The sequence below is a fragment of the Hamadaea tsunoensis DSM 44101 genome (assembly GCF_000428945.1).
Taxonomy (GTDB): domain Bacteria; phylum Actinomycetota; class Actinomycetes; order Mycobacteriales; family Micromonosporaceae; genus Hamadaea; species Hamadaea tsunoensis.
This window is the reverse complement of sequence record NZ_AUAX01000028.1, coordinates 65625-85854: the sequence shown is the minus strand read 5'-3', so window position 1 is coordinate 85854 and position 20230 is coordinate 65625. Positions and strand designations below refer to the sequence as shown.

Below are 20230 nucleotides of genomic sequence, written 5' to 3'. Positions count from 1 at the left end.
ATCGTTCGTGGCTGTTGTCCGGTACGCGTTTCAGGGATCAGCGCATTGATCACAGTCGCCGTATTGGTGCGGGGACATCCCGGACGTGGCTCGGGTTCGTCGATATCAACTCTCCCCTGCGCCCCTGGCCTTTATCACAACTGTCCGATATGGACGCTTCGGACGCTCGCCGGCTGATGATCGACAACGGCTGGGATGTCATTTCGCACTCTCGCCCTAGATCGATTGCGGCGGAGGTGCAGCCTCGGCCCGCCATCTGCATCCGAGGCGCTTTCGATCTTGGGTCTGGGAGGATTTCGACGTCCCCGCCGCAGTCGATCACGCGCGACCCGCGCCATCGCCCCCTGTTGCCCGCGGTGCGGGAACGACTATCCGGCCCATGAGACGCGATCACTGACGCCCTGATCGTTTACGGCTGAGGTGTGATTTCGGCGCCTGACTGCATGATCATTTACGCGTCAGGTGTTGCCAGAGGCCCGATATGCACTCCAGAACCGTAAACGATCATGCATTGTGGGCTGAAAATGACGCCTCATCCGTAAACGATCAAGAAGCCGGTGACCGCGGTCCAGTTTCCGGGAGATCTTTCCCGCATCGCGGACCATCGGCGGCAGTGGAGCGGCTCGGGCGTGATCCACGGCAGCCGAGAGGGGGGAAATCCGACCGCTCGCCAGGGTGCCCCACGCAAGCAGTCGAAGCGCCATGCTTCTACATCAGGAGATCATCTGCCGGTGACGGACCGGCACCTGACCGGAGTTCCGAGCACCTCTCCGTGACCCTCCGATATGGGCGAAGCGGCGTGTGAGGAAACGAAATGCGAGGCGGCTTCCAATCGGTCTGGCATAAACTCCGCAGGTGACGAAGGACGACCTGGCGCGTGCGGTCGCCGCCGGGACCAAGGTCAAGTACCTGTTCTTCTGGGGGCACCAGCCGCAGCGTGACGGCAGCATCGGCGCCGGCTGCCTGAGCCAGTGGTGGCCGGCGCGCTTCAGCGTCGACGACGTCGAGTACGCGACGGCCGAGCACTGGATGATGTGGTCGAAGGCGACCCTGTTCGGTGATCGGGAGATCGCGGACCGGGTCCTCGCCGTACGCCATCCGCAGGAGGCCAAGGTGCTCGGCCGGGAGGTACGCGGATTCGACCAGCGGACCTGGGACGAGCACCGGTACGCGATCGTCCTCGCGGGCAGCCTGGCCAAGTTCGGCCGGCACGACGACCTGCGCCGGTTCCTGCTCGGTACGAAGGACCGGGTGCTGGTCGAGGCGAGTCCGGTCGACCGGGTGTGGGGGATCGGACTCGCGGCGACCGATCCGCGGGCGCAGGATCCGGCCCGGTGGAGAGGGCTGAACCTGCTGGGATTCGCGCTGGGCGAGACGCGGGAACGGCTCCGCGAGCCGCTGTGATCAACCTTCCGCGCTGAGCCCAGGCGACGCAGCCGACGCCGACACCGCCGCGACTCCCGCAGCCGAGACCGGCGCGGCCGAACCGGTGGCACCGTGCCGCTGGAACAGGGCGTCGTACCGGTCCAGGCAACTGTCCACACCGAACAGTTCGCGGGCTCGGGCGGCGCCCTTGTCGCGCGTACCGGTGTCCCAGGAGAGGACGTCGAGCAGGGCGGCGCGCAGGCGTTCGGGGTCGCGGGGCGGGACGATCGCGCCCATTCCGGTGGCGGCGACGGGATAGCGCCCGCCCGGCAGGTCGGTGGTCACCGACGGTACGCCGCACATCATCGCCTCGACCTGGACGATGCCGAAGGACTCGGCGACCGACGGTAGCGCGAACGCGTCGATCGAGGCGTAGAAGTCGTCGATCTGCCGACCGCGCAGCAGGCCGAGGATGCGGATACGGGGATCGCGTTCGGCGGCTGCCCGCAGGTGTTCGATGACGCTCCCGCTGCCGCCCGCCACGGTCAGGTAGTCGCCGCCGATGAGCAGCCGGGCGTCGGGATCCTCGATACCGGCGAACGCCTCGATGCCGGAGAACGCCGCAGTCAGGTAGTGCAGGCCCTTGTCCGGCACGATGCGGCCGAGGAAGCCGATGTGCGGGCCGCCGGTCTCCCGGTAGGACGGTCGCCCGCCGCGCCGGTCGAGGCAGGGCGCCGCGATCGGCTCCCGGTCCCTGTCCCGCAGGACCGGCCACAGCTCGGAGTGTTCGGCCTGGTCGTCGCTGTTGACCACGACGGCCGCCGAGCGGCGCAGGGCCAGCCGCGAGGAGACCCGCACCGCCGCCGTGGCCAGCCGGGCGACCAGGCTCGGCGGCAGCCACAGGTCGATGTGATAGGTCGAGACGATCGGCGTACGCATGCCCAGCGCGATCGCCCCGGCTTCGAGCAGCGGCAGGTGCAGGTTGAGTACGCGGGACCGGCGGGCGATCCGGCGTACCGTCGGGACGAACGAAGGGCTGACGAGACCGCGGTTGACGGCGGCGGCGACGGGGGTGCGGAAGACCTCCACGCCCTCGCGTACCTCGTGGAGGGGAAGGTCCGGGTCGTGGCGCGCGGCGACGACGGCGACCCGGCGGCCGCGGGCGGCGAGGCCCTCGGCGACCACGCGGACGACCTCGGTCAGGCCGCTCACGTAGGGCGCGTAGTAGGTGACGGCGAAGCAGACGTCGTAAGGCTGCGCCGCGGCACTGGTCACTGCGGGTTCGGGGGTCACGGCGAGTTCGGAAGTCACAGGGCGCTCACCACCAGGACGGGGAGCAGGATGACGCCCCAGATGCCGACGTTGACCAGCAGCGGCCGGTCGCGGATCAGGTCCTCGACGGGGTCGCCGCCGGACCGCTCGACCATGAGCATCTGCAGGTACCGGAAGATCGTGTAGGTCGCGAACGGAAAGGTCAGCACCGCCGTCACCGGACCGTAGGGCGGGCGCATCGGCCAGAGGAAGGCGACGTAGCCGACCAGGGCGGCCACGAGGTTCACCACGACCACGTGGTCCAGAAAGGACACCGAGTACGCCGACAGGGCCGGCCGGTGGCGTACGGCGGCATCGGTGGTGGCGGACAGCTCATGCCGGCGCTTGCCCAGGGAGAGCGCCATGCACGCGCCGTAGACCGCGATGAGCAGGAACGGCTGCGGCGCGAGCCCGGCCGCGACGGTGCCGGCCAGCACGCGCAGGACGAAGCCGGTGGCGACGACGGAGACGTCGACGAGGGGCTGGCGTTTGAGCGCGAAGCTGTACCACACGTTCATCAGCAGGTACGCGACCACGATCACGGCGACCAGCCGAGGCAGCAGGACCAGCACCCCGGCCATGCCCGTGCCCATCGCCGCGAGCAGCCAGACCGCGCCCGCCGGGCTGACCCGGCCGCTGGCGATCGGGCGCAGGCGTTTGAGCGGATGCAGCCGGTCGGATTCGCGGTCGCGCAGGTCGTTCAGGACGTAGACGGTGGACGCGGCGAGCAGGAAGGCGGCCAGCGTGAGCAGCAGGGTGGCCAGGTGCGGCCAGCTGCGCACCGGACCGGTGACGAGCGGTCCGACGAGTACGAGACTGCCCTTGACCCAGTGGCGGGGGCGCAGCAGCGCGACGTAGGCGGACAGCCGTCCCCAGGTGGTGACGGCGGTGGTCGCAGTGGCGGTGGTCGAGATGGCGGTGGTCGGCACGGCGGGCAGGGTGTCCAGGGCCTCGGTCAGGGTCTGATCCACGGCGGAACCTCCCGTTCAGGAGAGTGCTCGGCTGTTGCGGGTCGGTCAGAAGAGCGCCTTGGCGAGTCGCAGGGCACCCTGGCGCCACGGGTCGCGGTGCGTGCGGCCGGTCGTACGCCGCAGCGGGGCGGCCTCCCGCCGCCACCAGTCGTAGGTCGCCAGCAGCGAGTCGCGGCCGCTGACCTTCGGGGCGTAGCCGAGCCGGTCGACGGCCTTGTCGATCGAGACGTAGGAGTCGCGGACGAGCTTGTGCACCAGCCGCGCGTACACCGGCGACAACCGCAGGGCGGCGAGCGTACGCAGACCGGCGACGGCCGGCCCGACGGGGACCGAGATGATCCGCCGGCCGTACCCGGCCGCGTCCAGCACGGCCTGGAAGTCGTCGCGCAGCGGCCCGTACTCGGCGGCGCCGATGTTGAACGTGTCGTTGACGGCCTCGTCCGGGCCTTCGCAGACGAGCCGGACGGCGTCGCACAGGTCGCCGACGTCGAGCATCTGCGTGACGGCCCGCCCGCCGCCGATGAGCGGGAAGTGCCGGCCCTCGTCGGCCCACTCGAAGAGCATCGCGAAGATGCCCAGCCGCTCCCGGCCGAGGAAGGTCTTGGGGCGCAGGATGGGCGCGCAGAGGCCGTCCCGGCGGGCCTGCTCCACTATGGACTCCGCCGCCACCTTCGCGCCCGAGTACGCGTCCACGGGCACCCGCGGATAGTCCTCCGGCGTCGGGCAGTAGCGGGGCAGCCCGTACACGGCCGTCGAGGAGATGTGCACCAACCGGGGTACGCCCGCCCGGCGTACCGCCTCGACCACCGAACGGGTGCCGTCCACGTCGACGGACCGGATCTCGGCGGACCGGTGGCTCGGCAGCGCGGCGGCCGCGTGCACCACCACGTCGGCGCCGGCGAACACCTTGGCGAGCCGGTCGGTGTCGCGGACGTCGGCGGTCACGAAGTCCTGCGCGCCGTCCTGTGCGTTGTCGTGCGCGTGTCTGGGCGGCCGCAGGTCGACGCCCGTCCAGGTGAACCCGGGCCATTCCCGGTCCAGCAGGGCGGTGCCCAGCATGCCGGCCGCTCCCGTGAGAACGATGTGCACGTTCCCTCCCGTCGTCTGTGCTGTCGGCTGATGTGCGGTCCCGGGCAGCACGAGCGTCGCCGATCGGCGATTGCCGTTCTCTTGTCGCGGCGGCCGGCCGGCGCCAAGAATCCGACAAGGAGCCGGTGGCGAGAGTGTGATCGTGGCCGAAGTCATCGACGTTCTACCGGGTAGCGCGCAGCCGCCGGTGCCTCCGACAGTCCTCAAACGACACCGCCGCTGGCCGACCCGACTGGCCGTGGCCGCCTGCTCCGGCTGGCTTCTCCTCGTCGCGCTGCACTGGTTGCTGAGCGGCCGGGCGTACTGGTGGGGGCCGGCCGATCTCCTGCCGCCGTTCGTGTTCGCCCTGGTTCCCGTGCTGCTGCTCGGGATCGCGCTGGCGGTCCGCGTACGCTGGAAGCTGGTCGGCGTACCGCTGCTGGCTCTGGCGGTGGGCCTGCCGTTCAGCGGGTTCAACTTCGCGACGCTGTGGTATTCGCCACCCGCGGAGCCGGCCGGGGCGATCACCGTCGTCACCTGGAACACCGAATACTGGGACCAGGACTGGGAACCAGGCGGTCCACACACGACAGACCAGTTCTACGCGTTCCTCAAGGCGATGAACGCGGACGTCTACATGCTCCAGGAGTACGCGCACGTCGACCTGACGCTCGCGGACACGGCGTCGCAGGCGCTCGCGATCGACCAGACCGACCGGCTGCGGGCGGAGTTCCCCGGCTACGAGATCGTGATCGCCGGCCGGGACATCACGCTGTCGCGGCTGCCGGTCGTCGGGCACAGCTGGCTCGATACGACGAAGTACCTGCCGGACGACCTGAAGGCGGTGCCGCACGGCCTGGCGACCCGGCCGCTGTTCTACCAGTCGCAGACCCTGCGGACCGACATCCGGGTCGACGGGCAGGTCGTCTCCTTCTACGACTCGCACCTCTACCAGCCGCCGCAGCGGATCTTCCGGCTGCGCGGCGACCCGGGCCAGAGCATGTTCGCCATCGACCGGTTCAACTTCGAGATGCGCAAGGCGAGCCTGGAGGCGCTCCAGGAGGACATCGGCCACAACCCGAACCGGGTCGTGCTGGGCGGCGACTTCAACACCTCGCCGGCGATGGGCGTCCTGCGCATGGTGCCGGACCGGCTGGTCGACCAGTCGCGGGCGCTGTCGTCGTTCTATCCGACCACCTGGCAGGCCGGCCGCTACTGGTGGCGGCTGGACTGGCTGTTCACCACGCCCGACGTCACGGTGTCGAGCTACGACCAGCTCTCCCCGGCGGGCTTCTCCGACCACAAGGTCCAGCGGATCCGGCTCGCGCCCCGCTGAGCGGCGGCGGCACAACTCCACCGTGGAGGCTCGATGACGACCAGTGGCAGTACAGCAGGCGCCAGCACGGAACCCGGCGTGCGGGGAAACGGCGTGAAGGCAGGCGGTGTGAAGGCAGGCGGCGCGAAGGGGGACGGCGTGCTGGTCTCGGTGATCGTTCCGTGCCACAACAGCGCCAAGACCATCGCGCTGTGCGTCGAGTCCGTGCTCGCGCAGACCCATCCGGCCGTCGAACTCATCGTCGTGGACGACGCCGGCACCGACGACACCGCGGCCATCGCGGGCCGCTATCCCTGCACCGTCGTACGCCTGGAGCGCAATGGCGGCGCCGGCATCGCCCGCAACCGGGGGGTGGCCGCGAGCCGCGGGGAGATCGTGTTCTTCCTCGACTCCGACGTGGCGCTCGCGCCGGACGCGGTCGCCAACGCGGTACGCGTCCTCACCGAGGATCCGGAGTGCGGGGCCGCCTGGGGGGTCTACGGCGACCGGCCGCTCATCGACGACGGAGTGGTGGAACGCGTCCAGGTGCTGTTCGGCCACTACCGGCAGATCCAGCCGTCGCCGGTCCACACCGGACACTTCGCCGTGGGCGCCGTACGCCGCTCGGTGATCGAGCGGATCGGCGGCTTCGACGAGCGCCTGCACGGCCAGTGGACCAACGAGGACCACGAGTTCGGGCTGCGCATCGCCGGGAACTTCCCCGTGGCGCGGGCGCTGGACGTGGTGGGCTACCACGATGACGACGACCGCGTGGCGACCGTGCTGCGCAAGCGGTTCGGCCGGGCGGTGTCGCTCGTGCCGCTGATCCTGCGCCGCCGGGACCTCAAGCCCGAGCAGGAGGCGCTGCACCGGCCGCCGGAGATCCTCGCGATCGGGCTGGCGTTCGCCACCGTGCCGCTGCCGCTGCTGTCGGCGTACCTGGTGGTGGTGCCGGCCGGGCTGCTGGGCTGGTTCGTCGCGCTGAACCTGCCGCTGCTGGCGTACGTGCGCCGCACCGCGGGCTGGCGGACGGCCGCGGCCACGGCGGCGCTCAGCTACGCCTACGGGTTCGCGGTCGGGCTGGGCGGCCTGAGCGGCGCGTTGCGCTACGCCGTCGATCCGCGGTTCCGCCGGCGCTACGCGAACGCGGGTGCGCCGGGAACCGCGCCCGCCGCGCAGTGACGACCATCACTCACATACGCGACCACCACGGGCGTGCATTGCCGCGGGCATCGACCGCCGGTATAGCCGACCGTGGACATTGACAACCGCTACGGCCTGCGGAGACGTCTCCGCAGGCCGTAGTCGTGTCCGGCATTCGCCGTTCGAGAGCACGTATTTACATCAGTGTCGTCATAAACGCTTCCGTTCGTCGGATCAGCCAACTAGGGTCGCGATGTATGAGGGCGTGGGAACGCTCCCATCAGGATTGTTCCATATAGGAGCATCATCCGTGACGCGCGTTGGGACGGCACGGCATGCAAGGGGGATGCATGAAGGTTCGTCTGCTGGGACCGGTCGACGTCGAGGCGGGGGGACACAGTCTCGACGCCGGCCCGCTGCAACGCCGCGCGGTACTCGCCGCGCTGGCCGTGGACGCCGGCACGCCGGTCTCCATCGACGTGTTGACCGAACGCGTCTGGGGTGTCCAGACGCCCGACGCGCCCCGGAGCGCCCTGTACGCGCACGTCGCCCGGCTGCGCCGGTTCCTCGGCTCCGCGGAGCGTGGAACGCCGGAGGCGCCCGCCGACCACCGGGGCGCCGCGGGCAAGGAGGAAGGCGGCCGCGGGCCGGTACGGCTCATCCGGCACGCCGACGGATACGTGCTGGAGATCGACCGCTGCGATGTGGACCTGCACCGGGTCGGCCAGCTGCTGGCGGCCAGCCGGACGGGCGCGCCGGGGGATCCGCGTCAGGTCGCGGCGCTGCGGGCGGCCATGGATCTCTGGCGTGGCGAGCCGTTGTCGAGCCTGACCGGCTACTGGGCGATGAAGGTGCGGCGCAGCGCCGAATCTCAGCTCATCGGTCTCGCCGGCGCCTGGGCGGCCGAGGAGCTGCGGCTCGGCAACGCGGCCGCCGTCGCCGACCGGCTGGCCGGCATCGTCGAGGCCCATCCGCTGGCCGAACCCCTTGTCGCCGTACGCATGTGGGCGCTGTGCGCGCTCGGCCGGACCTCCGAGGCGTTGCAGTCGTACGCGGTCGCGCGTACGCAGATCGCCGAGCAGCTCGGCGTCGAGCCCGGTCCGGAGCTGCGGAATCTGCACGTGGCGGTGCTGCGGGGCGAACTGGAGGACACCTATCCCATCCGCGCCTATCCCATCGGTACGCCGTCCGGCGGCGGAGCCGTCCGGGTCGCCGGGTCGCCGGTGCCGAGGCAGCTGCCGCCGGACGTGGCCAGCTTCGTCGGGCGTACGCGTGAACTGAACCGCATCCACGCGGCCCTGGCCCCGACGCGGGACGGGGGCTCGCCGCCGGTCGTGATGATCTACGGCGCCGCCGGGGTCGGGAAGTCGACGGTGGCGATCCACGCCGCCCATCAGCTTGCCGACCGCTACCCCGACGGGCAGCTGTACCTGGATCTGAGCGGCTACAGCACCGGCGCGGCGCCGCTGAGCCCGGGCGAGTCGCTGGCGCGCCTGCTGCGTACGCTCGGCGTCGCGGCCGCGCCCTCGATCCCGGTGGACGAGGCGGCGGCGCTGTTCCGCTCGGCGATGGCCGAGCGGCGGATGCTGCTGGTGCTGGACAACGCGGCTGACGCCGTCCAGGTCCGGCCGCTGCGGCCGGGCGGCACGGGCTGCGGTCTCGTCGTGACGGGACGCCAGCCGCTGGCGGGGTGGGGCGACGTGTGGGCGGTGCCGATCGGCCCGCTGCCGGTGGACGAGGCGGTCGCGCTGCTCGCCCGGCTGGCCGGGCGGGACCGGGTCGGTGCCGAGCCGGAGGCGGCCGCCGCGATCGCGCGCTGGTGCGAAGGGCTGCCGCTCGCATTGCGGATCGCGGCCGCCCGGCTGGTGGCGCGGCCCGGCTGGCCGCTGGCGGAGCTGCGCGACCGGCTCGCCGACGAGCATCGCCGGCTCGACAACCTGGAGTTCGACGGGATCGGGCTGAGGTCCAGCATCGCCGGCACCTACGAGCGGCTGTTCGGCAGCGCCGACCCGTCGGCCCGCGCCGCCGCGGAGGCGTTCATCCTGCTCAGCACGGCCGGCGGGGACGAGCTGAGCAGCTCGTCGGCGGCGCGGGTGCTGGCCCGCTCCGAGGCGTACGCGGAGCGGGCCCTGGAACGTCTCGTGGACGCGCAGCTGCTGGAGACGTCCGCCCCGGGCACCTACCGGATGGGCGATCTGGTCCGGCTGTACGCCCGGGAGCGGTCCCTGCAGAACTGACAGAGCAGTGGAACTGACAGAGCAGTGGAACGGGCGGAACCGGCGTCAGGCGGCGAACGCGTCGACGCCGGTCAGCTCGGCCGAGTAGGCCCACAGCTTCGCGGCCTGTTCGAGGTCGGCCGGGGTGTCGAACGGCCGGGCGACCGCGCAGTGCAGGCAGTAGCCGCCGCCCTGACCGGAGAGCTCCGGTGCGGTGGCCGCCCAGACGAACGTGGCGGCGCCCTGCTCGGGTGCCCGGAACTCGGGCAGCAGCGGCGTACCGGCCTCGTCGATCCAGCCCGCGTCGATCATCTCCTGCTTGTCCAGGTGGCGCTGCAGGGGAGTGAGGATGTAGCCGGGGTTCGCCGAGAACGCCCGGACCCCGAGGTCCCGGCCGAGCACGTCCAGCTGGGCGGCGAACAGGGCGTTGGCGAACTTCGACTGCGCGTACGCGGCCCACTTGTTGTAGCCCTCGGTGAAGTGCACGTCGGCCCAGTTGATCGCGCTGTCCGGGCTCACGCCGGAGGAGACCTCGACGACGCGGGCGCCCCCGTCGGCGGCCAGCGCCGGCCAGAGCTGGTTGGTGAGCGCGTAGTGGCCGAGGTGGTTGATCGCGAAGTGCGCCTCCCAGCCGTCCCCGATCCGGGTCTCCGGCAGCGCCATGACCCCGGCATTGTTGATCAGGATGTCGATCGACCGGCCGGTGCCGACGAACCGCTCCGCGAACGCGCTCACGCTGTCGAGGTCGCTCAGTTCCAGCTCGTCGACCTCGGTGCCGGCCACGTCGGCCAGCGCTTCCTTGGCGGCGTCGGGCCGCCGGGCGGGCACGACGACGGTGGCGCCGGCCGCGGCCAGGGCCCGCGTGGTGGCGAGCCCCAGCCCCGAGTATCCGCCGGTGACGACGGCCACCTGACCCTGTAGATCGATGCCGGCGAGCACGTCGCCGGTGGTGCTGTCGACGGTGAACGAGCGCGGTGTCGTCATCTCTTACTCTCCGATGTGGATGGTGAACGGTACGTCCGGCGTCAGGCGCTGCGCACTCAGGCGTTGCGTACGCCGTACAGCCGCCGGGTCTTGCTCGGGAACAGCAGGCCCGAAAGGATGCCGAGGCCGCCGGCCACCGCGGAGGTCAGCATCACGAGCAGGTGCAGCACCGTGAACTGTAGTCCGAAAAGGACGCCGTGGTGCCGGAAGGCGTACGCGTACGTCCGGCCGTCGAGGGCGATCCCGATGATCAGCGCGAGGGCGGTGGCGGCGAACCCCCAGCCGCCGAGCCCCCACGCGCCCAGGAACGGCGAGACGAGCAGGCCCAGCAGGGCCAGCAGCACGAAACCGCTGCCCAGAGCGCGATAGGGGGTCCCGGCGCCGCCCGGCATCGAGCCCAGCCGCAGCCAGTTGGGCGCGCCCAGCCGCGTACGCTGGAAGACCTTGGTGATCATGACCCGGAGCGTGCCGTCGTGGTCGTGCCGGCCGCGGATCGCGGAGGCCGCGAGCACCTGGTAGCGGGCGTTGAGCCGGAAGCCGTAGTCCTGCTCCTCGGTCCAGCGCAGGTTGGTGTTGAACGGGCCGATCTCCTCGAACGTGGCGCGGCGGATGGCGAACAGCGCGGAGTGCAGGCCCGGGATCGGTCCGTCGATCTCGGTGAACCAGACGAACTGCTGGATCGCGCGGTACCGCTTGACCAGGGTGTCCGGGAACATCGGCTCGGCCAGGTACATGCCGCACACCGCGCCCACCTCGGGCTTGTCGCGCAGCATGGTCACGGCCTGGGCGATGGCGTCGGGTTCCAGCGCGACGTCGGAGTCCACGAAGAACAGGATGTCGCCGGCCGCGGCCGCGGCGCCGCGGTTGCGCGCGGTCGAGACGCCCGCGTTGACGTCGGTCTCCAGCACCGTCACCCCGCGGGCCCGTGCCACGGCGACGGAGTCGTCGGTGCTCGCGTCGTCGGCCACGATCACCTCGACGGACGGGTAGGTCTGGCGCTGAGCGGACTCGATGCACGCACCGAGCGTGCTCGCGTAGTTGTAGTTGGGAACGATCACCGAGACCAGCGGCAGCTCGCGCATGGCGCCTCCTAACGGTTGGAACCTAACCGCGCCGTCGCGGGGCGGTCTTGGCGGAATCTTGTCGCCGGCCGGCCGGTGCCGTCCGGCCACGGCTCAGACCTGCTGTACGGGCACTTCCTCGCCGTGCGCATCGTCCGGCGCGAGGTCCGGTCGCGCCGGTGCCGTGCTGTGCGGGTCGTCCGGCTCGCCGTCCGGCTCATCATCCGGTCGTGCCGCTGCGGCGGTGCGGCGTCTGAGGACCTCCGCCGCAGCGAGCCCGCCCGCCGCCGTCGCCAGCTCGCTCACGATCACCGCGAGCCGGCTGGCCAGCGCCACGACGCCCGCGACCGGCAGTGGCAGCACCGCGCCGAGCGCCGCCATCAGCACCACCTCGCGTACGCCGAGGCCCTCCGGGGCGAACACGGCGAACATCCCCGCGACCGTGCTCAGGCCGAACGCGCCCACGCACAACGCCAGCGAGCGCAGCATCGGCGCCCCCAGCGCCACCGCGACGAACCACAGCTGCAGCCCGCCGAACAACCACGAGGCCAGCTGGGTCACCAGCACCCGGCGGATGATCCGGTCCGGCACGCCGTCGTCGGGCGGCTCCTTCCGGCGTACGCGGGCGGCCAGCACCACCGCGGTGTTGACCAGCCCCGGCCGGACGAGGACGACGAGGACGGGCAGCGCCGCCACCGCGACCCAGGCCGCCGACCCGCCGAGGATCTCGGGCGCCGCGAGCAGCCCCACGGTCGCGCCGGTGAGCACCCCGATGACGAGCGTCAGCAGCCACGCCGACATCATCCGCACCGCCGGTACGCCGATCGTCCGTCCCATCCGGACGCTCACGAGCGCGCTGAACACCTTGCCGGGCATGTATTTCGCGAACTGCCCGACGAAGAAGATGCGGGCCGCCGCGGCGGCCGGGATCGGGCTGCCCACCCCGGCGAGGGTGGCCTGCCAGGCGAGCATGGCCGTCACGAGGGCGCCCACGTTCGCGAGGATGGCGAGCACGGCGCCGAGCGCGAACACGCCCGGCCGCCGGTGCTCGAAGGTCTGCCGCAGCACCGACCAGTCCTGATCGCGCAGCACGAAGACGATCGCACCGGCGGTGGCCAGCGCGAGAAGCAGAGTCAGAGCACGGCGTACGGGCACCGCCCACGCGGGGGCCGGACGCGGAAGTTCGGTCGCCGACACGCAGGTGACGCTAGTCAGCGACCGCTTGGCGAAGCCTTGTCGGAAAATCTCCCGGCGATGGTGCCGTCCCGGTCCTTCGCGCCAGCCGATCGTCATGGTTGACCGGGCGCGGCGGCGGATCCCCTTCCCCCGCCTCTCCTCGTACGCTCGGCCGGTCCCGTGCCGTGACCGTCCAGAGGAGATCCAAGGTGGACTGGAACGTCGTCTCGTCGGTGAGCTCCGCCGCCGCCACCGTCCTCGCCCTCGGCGGTCTCGCCCTCAGCGTGGCCCTCTACCTGCGCCAGCAGAACGAGGCCCGGGCCGCCGAGATCCGCCAGGACGTCCGCGGCTTCGTCGACGCGGCGCACCACCTGATCCGGCTGCTGCTCGACGGCTCGCCGATGATCGCCGCCTCCTGGCAGAGCGCGTCCCTGCTGCGGGCGAGCCTGCCCGACGGGGCCACCGTGCGGGACGCCCGCGCGCTCGCGCGTACGCAGGGAATGGGCCTGTCCCTGGCGGTCGTCGGCTGGGGCGAGTCCGATCAGGCGCGGGCCCTGGAAGAGGCGACCGCGCGGATGGCGACGGCGAGCCGGCGGCTGAGCGGCGAGCTGGCGGTGCTGGGGGAGAGCGGGGAACTGCTGCGCCTGATCGCGCAGGACCTGACCGCGACCTCGATCCGGCTGCTCGACGGCGACATGCTGACCATGGTGCTCGACGCGGCGGGCCAGCAGGCGACCGACGACGAGGACCTGCCGCGGTTCATCGCCTCGTTCGCGTCGGTGCTGCACGGCAACGCGGCGGGCTACTTCCAGGCCCGGTACGCCGATTCGGTGCAGGCCCTGAGCAGCCTCGTTGCCCTCGTCGGGGTGGCCGTCGCGCAGTTGCCCGCCCGCGACCTGCTCGCGATCACCCGCCCCGGTACGCCCGACGGGGGCACCCGCACCGCGACGATGCGGGCGGCCCTGGGCCGGATGGGGCGGCGGCTGCCCGCCACGACGGTCGCCGAGGCCGGCCGGCTCATCGACACGGTCGAGAGCACGATCAGCCCGAGGTGAAGGTCAGTCCGCGGCGACCGTCAGCCGGTTGCCGTGTTCCACCGCCCACTGGCCGATCGCCGCGATCGGCCCGTGCACGAGGGAGTCGCCCAGCTCCGTCAGCGCGTACGCGACGTTGCGCGGGGCCGACTCCGCGGTCCGGGTCACGAGGCCGCTGCCGGTCAGCCGGGTGAGCGACTCGGCCAGCGCCTTGTCGCTGACCCCGCCGATCGCCGTGATCAGGTCGCGCCGCCGCAGCGCGCCCGGCCGCAGGGCGACCAGGACCACCGGGTCCCAGCTGTGCGCGAGCAGCTCGGTGACCTGCCGCACCCGGCAGTCCGCGACGAATCCGTAGCAGTCCGCGGCCGCCGCACCCAGGGGACCCGCACCCAGAGGATTCGCACCCAGAGGACCTGCGTCCAGAGAAGTCATGCTCCGAGAGTGCCACGCGCTTTCCGGCCGATCGGCCGGAACCCCCCTCCTAACGTCGGAAGCGCCGTTTCCCAGCGGCATCCATTCCGTTCCGGCACAAGGAGAACATCCATGAAAATCGGCATCCTGGGCACCGGCAACCTGGCCGCGGCGCTGGCCGAGGCGTGGTCGCGTACGGGGCACGACGTCACGGTCGCGGGCCGGTCCGCGGAGAAGACCGCCGCCCTGGCCGCGCGGCTCGGCGTACGCGCCGCCGCCCCGGCCGACCTCGACGCGAACGAAGTCGTCCTGGTCGCCATCCCCTGGGACGGCCTCGCCGAGGCCGTCGCCTCCGCCGGGTCGCTCACCGGCGTGATCATCGACGCCACCAACCCCGTCGACTGGGCCACCGGCACCCTCCTGCCGTCCACCGGGTCCGCCGTGGAACAGGTCGCCGCCCTGCAGCCGTCCGCGCGCGTCGTCAAGGCACTGCACCTGTACGCGGGAACGAGCTGGCCGGCACCGCAGGCCGCGGGCGCGGCACCGAAGATCGTGGCGATGTGCGGCGACGACGCGGAAGCGCTGGAGATCGCCGGCCGGCTCGTGACCGACCTCGGCGGCACCCCGGCGGTGGTCGGCGGCCTGGCGAAGGGGCGCCAGCTGGAGGAGGTGGCGGGGTTCGCGGTGAGCCTGGTCCGCAACGGCCTCAACCCGATCCACGCCCTCCCGTCGGTGGGTTGACGGCTTCGCCCGGGACGCCCGGCCCGGCCGGACCGGGCGTCCCGCGGCGGCCCGACACGCCTGGCGGATTGCGGACCGAATGGGCGCGGTGCGGTCGCGGAGCTGGTTGGATACTGATGGGACAATCGACGGGCGCCCATCCCGGGTGTCCGTACGCGGAGGCGAGGTCGGCCGGATGAAGATCCCCACACCGATCGTGACCCTGATCGTGGGCATCCTGATCGCCGTGGTCGTGGCGATCCTGAGCGTGCGTGCGCACAACGACGCCCACGGCGAGTATGGACTGCGACCGGTCGCTGGGGTGATCCGATGAGCGGTTCTCCTATGAGCGGTGATCCGATGAGCGGCGGTCCGATGAGTACGCCGCAGGCGCCGGCGCGGTCGTCGCGGATGCTGTGGCCGATCCTCATCGGAGCGCTCGTCGCCGTGGCGCTGGGCGTCTACGGGGCCACGCACAAGGGCAAGAGCATCGTGTTCCGGGTCAGCGGCTTCGAGGACCTGATCCGGGCCAAGAGCTGGCTGGCCGTGATCGTCTTCGTGTTCCTGCTCGTGCAGCTGGTCTCGGCGCTGATCCTCTACGGCCGGATCCGGTTCCTGGGCTCGCCGTCGTGGATCGGCACCCTGCACCGGTGGTCGGGGCGGCTCGCCTTCTGGATCGCGGTGCCGGTCGGCGTCTTCTGCCTGTACGGGATCGGCTTCCAGTCGTACAGCACGCGGGTGCTGCTGCACTCGCTGTTGGGGTGCCTGTTCTTCGGCGTATTCGTGATCAAGATGCTGGCGCTGACGAAACCGGGGCTGGCCGGCTGGGTGCTGCCAGTGCTCGGCGGGACGGTCTTCGCGATCCTGGCGGGCGTCGTGCTCACCTCTGCCCTGTGGTACTTCACCACCGTCTGAAGACCAACAAGCCTAAAGACCAACAAACCGGACGATTGATCAGCAATTCCCGTCAAATCCGGATTACCCCATATACTCGGTTGCGTGACCTCGACGTCCGTGCGAGTGCGGGCCTCGAGCGGGTCCAGCCACGCGCCGGATCCGGTCGAGGCGGGCACCGCGGCCACCCGCGAGGCCCTCGACGGCCTCGGCGGCGAGCCGCCAGCCATGATCATCGTGTACGCGACGGTCCGCTACGACCTGCCCGTACTCATCTCCGCGATCCGGGCGGTCACCGGGGACACGCCGCTCGTCGGCGAGTCCAGCGCCGGGCACATGGCCGGCGGCGACCTGACCCCACCGGGTACCGGAGTCGCCGTGCTGGCCATGACCGCCGGCCCGTACGCGTTCGGCATCGCGGTCGCCGAGAACCTGGCCGCCGACGGCATCGACGCCGGCCGCCACCTGGCCCGGACCGCCCGCGGCGCGGTCCCGCGGCACACGGCGTACGCGACGATGATGGTCTTCGTGGACGGCCTGGCCGACGCGCAGCAGGACCTGATCACGGGCCTGCACCAGGTGACCGGCGCGGCGGTGCCGGTGATCGGCGGGGCCGCCGGCGACGACCGGGCCCTGGAGCGCACCTACGTCTTCCATGACGATCGGGTACTGACCGACGCGGCCGTCGGGGTGTGGATCGGGGCCGACCACCCGCTGCCGGTGACGGTGGGGCACGGCTGGCACCCGATCGGGTTGCCGCTGCTGGTGACGAAGACCGACGGGCTGGTCGTCGACGAGATCGGCGGGCGGCCGGCGCGGGCGGTGTTCGAGGAGAACATCCGGCGCGGCAACACCAACGACCTCGACCGGATCCGTCCCGGCGGCTACTACTCGACGCACGCCTTCGGCCTCATCGAACCCGACGGTACGCATCTGATCCGCGGCGTGTTCATGACCGACGAGCTGATCCACACGTTCTCGCCGCTGCCGGCGTACTCGGCGATCCAGATCATGGGCTGCAACCGGGAGGACCTGCTGGTGATGAGCCGGCGGGTGGCGGAGGACGCGCTGCGCGGCCGGGACGCGTCGCTGCTGCTGGTGTTCAGCTGCATCGCGCGCCTGGACATCCTCGGCGACCAGGGCGCCGAGGAGGCGGACCTGCTGCAGGCGGCCGCCGGCGCCGTGCCCGTGTTCGGCGTCTACACGTACGGCGAGTTCGCCCGGACGAGCAGCGTCGCGGGCTACCACAACGCCACCGTGGCCGCGGTCGCGCTATGACCTCCGACGACAGGTTCGGCTGGGGCGCCGGCGACCGGGGCTTCGGGTCCGACGGTCGTGACACCCCGGACGGGGGCTACGGGTCGGACGGCTTCGGGGCCGGCGGCGGTTTCGGGTCCGGCCGCGACTTCGGCTCCGAGGGAGGGTTCGGGCCGGATGACGTCGAGCAGCTCACCGCGCAGCTGGACGAGGCGACCGCGGCCGCGCGCAACGCCTACCGGGACGCGGCGCGGCTGATCCGGCTGCTGACCGTGCTGTCGGATCCGTCCTCGCCGGACGAGCTGCTGCGCCGGGCCCTCACCGTACTGTCCGAGGTGTTCAACGCCGACGTGGTCGCCGTGATGAGCGCCCTCAAGGAGGGTTTCCTCGTCACCTTCGCCGTCGGCCTGCCCGAGGGCGACCCCTCGTACGCCGACAGCTGGGCGCTCGGCGAGCTCGCCGCGAAGGCCATGGAGACCGGCCGGCCGGTGACCGCGCCGGTCGGGCCGGACGGCGCCGACGTGCCGCCCACCCTGGCCGGGCTGGGACTGGTGACCGCCGCGTTCGTGCCCATGTCCGACGCCGAGCTGCTGGTCCTGTACCGCAGCACCGCCGAGCCGTTCAGCGGTACCGATCTGCACGTGCTCGCCTCCGTCGCGGTACGCCTGCGCATCGCCGCCGAGGACCGTGAACGGGCGGTCGCGATCGAGTACCTGGCGAAGGCGGGCGCCCTGCTCGCGCCGAACCTGGAAGCGGACGAGCTGATGGCCGTGGCGGTGAAGGTCATGCGGCAGCTGACCATGTCCGACGACGCGTGGATCGTCGCGATCACCGACGGGACGGCGTACCAGCGGGCGCATGACGGGACCGCCCCCGCCCACGCGGGCTCGATGATCGCCCGGCCGGTGACGGAACTGGAGGCGTGGCCGGCCGCGCTGCGCGGGCAGGCATGGACCGCCACCGCGCAACCGTGGCACGGGACGGCGCCGAGGACCGCGCTGTGCATCCCGGTCCTGCACGACGGCAGACCTTTCATCCTCCTGTACGCCTCCCGCGACCGGCCGCGCCCGTTCGCCGGCGAGGTCGTGGAGATCGCCACGATCTTCTCCCGGTACTTCGCGACCGCCCTGGAGAACTCCGGCCTCTACGAGGAGCTGCGCCGCCAGGCCACCCGCGACTCGCTGACCGGCCTGGCCAACCGGGAACTCGCCCGCGACCGGCTCGACGAGGTGCTGGCCGCCAACCTCGTCAGCCCGGGCGCGCCGCCCTTCGTCGGCCTGCTCTTCTGCGACCTCGACGGGTTCAAGGCGGTCAACGACCGGCTCGGCCACGAGGCCGGCGACGCGCTGCTGCAGCAGGTCGCCCTGCGGTTGCAGCAGGGCCTGCGCTCCACGGACCTGCTGGCCCGCTTCGGCGGCGACGAGTTCGTGGCGGTCCTCAGCGACATCGACAGCCTGACCGACGTGACCGACGTCGGCCGCCGGCTCGTCGCCGCCCTCACCGAACCGTTCGCCCTCGACGGCGAGGAGGTCACCGTCTCCGCCAGCATCGGCGGCGTGCTCGGCGTACGCGGGCAGGCCAAGGCCAGCGCGATGCTGCGCGACGCCGACGCGGCCATGTACGTCGCCAAGGCCCGCGGTCCGGGTGTGGTCGAAGTGTTCGACGACGCCGCCTCCCACCGGTCGCTCGACCGGCTCGGACTGCGCTCGGCATTGCTGCGAGCCTTGGACGGCAACGAGTTCGAGGTGCGGTACCAGCCGATCGTGGATCTGCGTACCGGCCGGGTGGCGGGGTTCGAGGCGCTGCTGCGCTGGTCGCACGCGGACCGCGGCATGATCCCGCCCGACGTCTTCATCCCCATCGCCGAGGAGACCGGCGCGATCGTGCCCATCGACCGCTGGGTCCTGCACGAGGCCGCGCGTACGCTCACCACCTGGCAGCGGCTGCCGGGCTGGCGTACGTTGAACATGAGCGTGAACCTGTCGCCCGTCCAGTTGCGACAGTCCGATGTGGCCACGTTTCTGCCAGCGCTGCTCGACTCCGTACGCGTCGACCCGGACGACGTGTGGCTGGAGGTCACCGAGCGCAGCCACGTCGGCGCCGACGTCGAGACCGCCACCGCCGAACTCCGCGCGGCCGGCTTCCACTTCGCCCTCGACGACTTCGGCAGCTCGTACTCGAACCTCGCGTACCTCAAGCAGTTCCCGGCCGAGCGCCTCAAAATCGACAAGAGCTTCATCAGCGGCGTGGCGCGCGAGGGCGTGGACCGCAGCATCGTCCGGGCGATCATCGCGATGTCCGACGCGCTCGGCCTGCGGGTGATCGCCGAAGGGGTCGAGCGCGAGGACCAGCGCGCTGCGCTGCTGGAGTTGGGCTGCCGGCTCGGGCAGGGGTACCTGTTCGCGCCGGCGCTCTCCGTCGAGCAGGGAACGCGGCTGCTCACGGAGTCGGACGGACGGCTACCGCAGCCCTCTTGACCCTGCCTCTCCTGACACCTCCTCGTGGCTCCTCACGCCCTGACGTCGTGGTCATGGCATCTCCGGCCGCACTTGTCGCCTCTGGGTCTTCCCAACTCCCGGGTCTACCCGGCTTCCAAGCTTCACCGACAAATAGTCTTGTCTTGACAAATGATGTTGTCGGTGCGAGGCTGGTCGCGTGCTGGAGGTAGCGGTAATCGAGGATGCGGCGGTGGCGGAGGCCACGCTGGTTCCCCTGCGCGCCCGACTGCTGGCGGAGCTGGCCGAGCCGGGGACGGCCAGCTCGCTGGCGGCGCGGGTCGGCCAGCCTCGGCAGAAAGTCAACTACCACCTGCACGAGCTGGAGCGGTACGGCCTGATCGAGTTGGTCGAGGAAAGGCGCAAGGGCAGCATGATCGAGCGGGTCCTGCAGGCGACCGCCAAGTCGTACGTCATCTCGCCGATCCTGCTGGCCGCGGTCGCGCCCGATCCGCGTCACTCGCCCGACCGGCTCTCCGCGCGATGGCTGCTCGCCCTCGCGTCCCGGCTGGTCAGCGACATGGGCTCGCTGATCGCCGGGGCCGCACGGGCCGGCAAGCCGGTGGCCACGTTCGCGCTCGACGGCGAGGTGCGGTTCGCGTCCGTCGCGGCCAGGGCCGCCTTCGCCGAGGAGCTCACGGCCGCCGTGACCGGGCTGGTCGGCAAGTACCACGTCGAGGAAGCCCTGGACGGGCGGAAGTACCGGGTCGTGGTTGCCGTCCATCCCGCGCTGGACAGCCGGCCGGCGGACAGTGCCGAGGCCGCTGCGGACAGCGCCGACAAGGCCGACAAGAACGAGGAGTCCTGAC

Annotated in this window: 18 protein-coding genes; 11 read left to right on the top strand and 7 right to left on the bottom strand. The window is 71.6% G+C overall.

The window, feature by feature from the left end:
- Positions 1-855: 855 nt before the first annotated feature.
- Entirely contained in the window at positions 856-1404 is a 549-nt protein-coding gene (locus G401_RS49890) for an NADAR family protein (RefSeq protein WP_051367452.1), read from the top strand.
- Here the strand turns inward: G401_RS49890 and G401_RS49885 are convergent, their stop codons facing one another.
- The 3 genes from G401_RS49885 to G401_RS0132075 are packed head-to-tail and all read right to left on the bottom strand — an operon-like array spanning position 1405 to position 4736.
- Positions 1405-2676, bottom strand: a complete 1272-nt coding sequence (locus G401_RS49885; RefSeq protein ID WP_245601907.1) for a glycosyltransferase family 4 protein — start codon at positions 2674-2676, stop codon at positions 1405-1407. It lies immediately after the preceding gene.
- Positions 2673-3647 (bottom strand): UbiA prenyltransferase family protein, encoded by a 975-nt coding sequence (locus G401_RS49880; protein ID WP_051367451.1) that lies wholly within the window; start codon positions 3645-3647, stop codon positions 2673-2675. Before G401_RS49880 ends, G401_RS49885 begins: the two co-directional genes overlap by 4 nt.
- A gap of 45 nt (positions 3648-3692) precedes the next feature.
- Positions 3693-4736 carry an NAD-dependent epimerase/dehydratase family protein gene (locus tag G401_RS0132075; protein ID WP_027345706.1) on the bottom strand — a complete coding sequence of 348 codons (1044 nt, stop codon included), beginning with the start codon at positions 4734-4736 and terminating at the stop codon, positions 3693-3695.
- A gap of 187 nt (positions 4737-4923) precedes the next feature.
- Here G401_RS0132075 and G401_RS0132070 point away from each other — a divergent pair, with 187 nt between their 5' ends.
- The 3 genes from G401_RS0132070 to G401_RS49870 all read left to right on the top strand — a co-directional run bounded on the left by G401_RS0132070 (position 4924) and on the right by G401_RS49870 (position 9410).
- On the top strand, positions 4924-6051 hold the full coding sequence (locus tag G401_RS0132070) for an endonuclease/exonuclease/phosphatase family protein (RefSeq protein WP_169734277.1): 1128 nt from the start codon (positions 4924-4926) through the stop codon (positions 6049-6051).
- Positions 6052-6159: 108 nt separating this feature from the next.
- Positions 6160-7212: a glycosyltransferase family 2 protein gene (locus G401_RS49875; RefSeq protein WP_051367449.1), complete on the top strand. Its 1053-nt coding sequence runs from the start codon at positions 6160-6162 to the stop codon at positions 7210-7212.
- Between the two features lie 311 nt (positions 7213-7523).
- Positions 7524-9410 carry an AfsR/SARP family transcriptional regulator gene (locus G401_RS49870; RefSeq protein ID WP_051367448.1) on the top strand — a complete coding sequence of 629 codons (1887 nt, stop codon included), beginning with the start codon at positions 7524-7526 and terminating at the stop codon, positions 9408-9410.
- Positions 9411-9455: 45 nt separating this feature from the next.
- On the opposite strand, the gene G401_RS0132055 is transcribed toward G401_RS49870, so the two are convergent.
- The 3 genes from G401_RS0132055 to G401_RS49865 form a co-directional block, all read right to left on the bottom strand.
- Positions 9456-10373 carry an oxidoreductase gene (locus G401_RS0132055; protein WP_027345704.1) on the bottom strand — a complete coding sequence of 306 codons (918 nt, stop codon included), beginning with the start codon at positions 10371-10373 and terminating at the stop codon, positions 9456-9458.
- A 56-nt stretch (positions 10374-10429) separates the two neighbouring features.
- Positions 10430-11455, bottom strand: coding sequence for a glycosyltransferase family A protein (locus G401_RS0132050; RefSeq protein WP_027345703.1), 1026 nt, complete (start codon positions 11453-11455; stop codon positions 10430-10432).
- Between the two features lie 93 nt (positions 11456-11548).
- Positions 11549-12631 (bottom strand): lysylphosphatidylglycerol synthase domain-containing protein, encoded by a 1083-nt coding sequence (locus tag G401_RS49865; RefSeq protein WP_051367447.1) that lies wholly within the window; start codon positions 12629-12631, stop codon positions 11549-11551.
- Between the two features lie 188 nt (positions 12632-12819).
- Between G401_RS49865 and G401_RS0132040 the strand changes: the two genes are divergently transcribed.
- Positions 12820-13665, top strand: a complete 846-nt coding sequence (locus G401_RS0132040; RefSeq protein WP_027345702.1) for a hypothetical protein — start codon at positions 12820-12822, stop codon at positions 13663-13665.
- A 3-nt stretch (positions 13666-13668) separates the two neighbouring features.
- On the opposite strand, the gene G401_RS0132035 is transcribed toward G401_RS0132040, so the two are convergent.
- Positions 13669-14076 (bottom strand): winged helix-turn-helix transcriptional regulator, encoded by a 408-nt coding sequence (locus tag G401_RS0132035; RefSeq protein WP_084557848.1) that lies wholly within the window; start codon positions 14074-14076, stop codon positions 13669-13671.
- Positions 14077-14187: 111 nt separating this feature from the next.
- On the opposite strand from G401_RS0132035, the gene G401_RS0132030 reads away from it, so the two are divergent.
- From G401_RS0132030 to G401_RS49855, 6 genes are all read left to right on the top strand, one after another.
- Positions 14188-14796: an NADPH-dependent F420 reductase gene (locus G401_RS0132030; protein WP_027345700.1), complete on the top strand. Its 609-nt coding sequence runs from the start codon at positions 14188-14190 to the stop codon at positions 14794-14796.
- Between the two features lie 175 nt (positions 14797-14971).
- The gene (locus G401_RS56305; RefSeq protein WP_157546638.1) at positions 14972-15109 is read left to right on the top strand and encodes a hypothetical protein; all 138 of its coding nucleotides are present in this window, start codon (positions 14972-14974) and stop codon (positions 15107-15109) included.
- Positions 15106-15690 (top strand): DUF6529 family protein, encoded by a 585-nt coding sequence (locus G401_RS0132020; RefSeq protein ID WP_034593778.1) that lies wholly within the window; start codon positions 15106-15108, stop codon positions 15688-15690. The genes G401_RS56305 and G401_RS0132020 overlap by 4 nt, the downstream gene beginning before the upstream one ends.
- A gap of 84 nt (positions 15691-15774) precedes the next feature.
- Positions 15775-16947: an FIST signal transduction protein gene (locus G401_RS0132015; protein WP_027345698.1), complete on the top strand. Its 1173-nt coding sequence runs from the start codon at positions 15775-15777 to the stop codon at positions 16945-16947.
- On the top strand, positions 16944-19403 hold the full coding sequence (locus G401_RS53620; protein WP_051367446.1) for a putative bifunctional diguanylate cyclase/phosphodiesterase: 2460 nt from the start codon (positions 16944-16946) through the stop codon (positions 19401-19403). Before G401_RS0132015 ends, G401_RS53620 begins: the two co-directional genes overlap by 4 nt.
- Positions 19404-19581: 178 nt before the next feature.
- Positions 19582-20229 carry an ArsR/SmtB family transcription factor gene (locus tag G401_RS49855; RefSeq protein WP_051367445.1) on the top strand — a complete coding sequence of 216 codons (648 nt, stop codon included), beginning with the start codon at positions 19582-19584 and terminating at the stop codon, positions 20227-20229.
- The last annotated feature ends 1 nt before the right edge of the window (position 20230 follow it).

Bases quoted from the DNA above. Each gene is read 5' to 3' on its own strand.
- G401_RS56305 (WP_157546638.1), top strand. From the start codon at position 14,972: ATGAAGATCCCCACACCGATCGTGACCCTGATCGTGGGCATCCTGATC.
- G401_RS0132050 (WP_027345703.1), bottom strand. From the start codon at position 11,455: ATGCGCGAGCTGCCGCTGGTCTCGGTGATCGTTCCCAACTACAACTAC.
- G401_RS49870 (WP_051367448.1), top strand. From the start codon at position 7,524: ATGAAGGTTCGTCTGCTGGGACCGGTCGACGTCGAGGCGGGGGGACAC.
- G401_RS0132020 (WP_034593778.1), top strand. From the start codon at position 15,106: ATGAGCGGTTCTCCTATGAGCGGTGATCCGATGAGCGGCGGTCCGATG.
- G401_RS0132030 (WP_027345700.1), top strand. From the start codon at position 14,188: ATGAAAATCGGCATCCTGGGCACCGGCAACCTGGCCGCGGCGCTGGCC.
- G401_RS0132035 (WP_084557848.1), bottom strand. From the start codon at position 14,076: ATGACTTCTCTGGACGCAGGTCCTCTGGGTGCGAATCCTCTGGGTGCG.
- G401_RS53620 (WP_051367446.1), top strand. From the start codon at position 16,944: ATGACCTCCGACGACAGGTTCGGCTGGGGCGCCGGCGACCGGGGCTTC.
- G401_RS0132055 (WP_027345704.1), bottom strand. From the start codon at position 10,373: ATGACGACACCGCGCTCGTTCACCGTCGACAGCACCACCGGCGACGTG.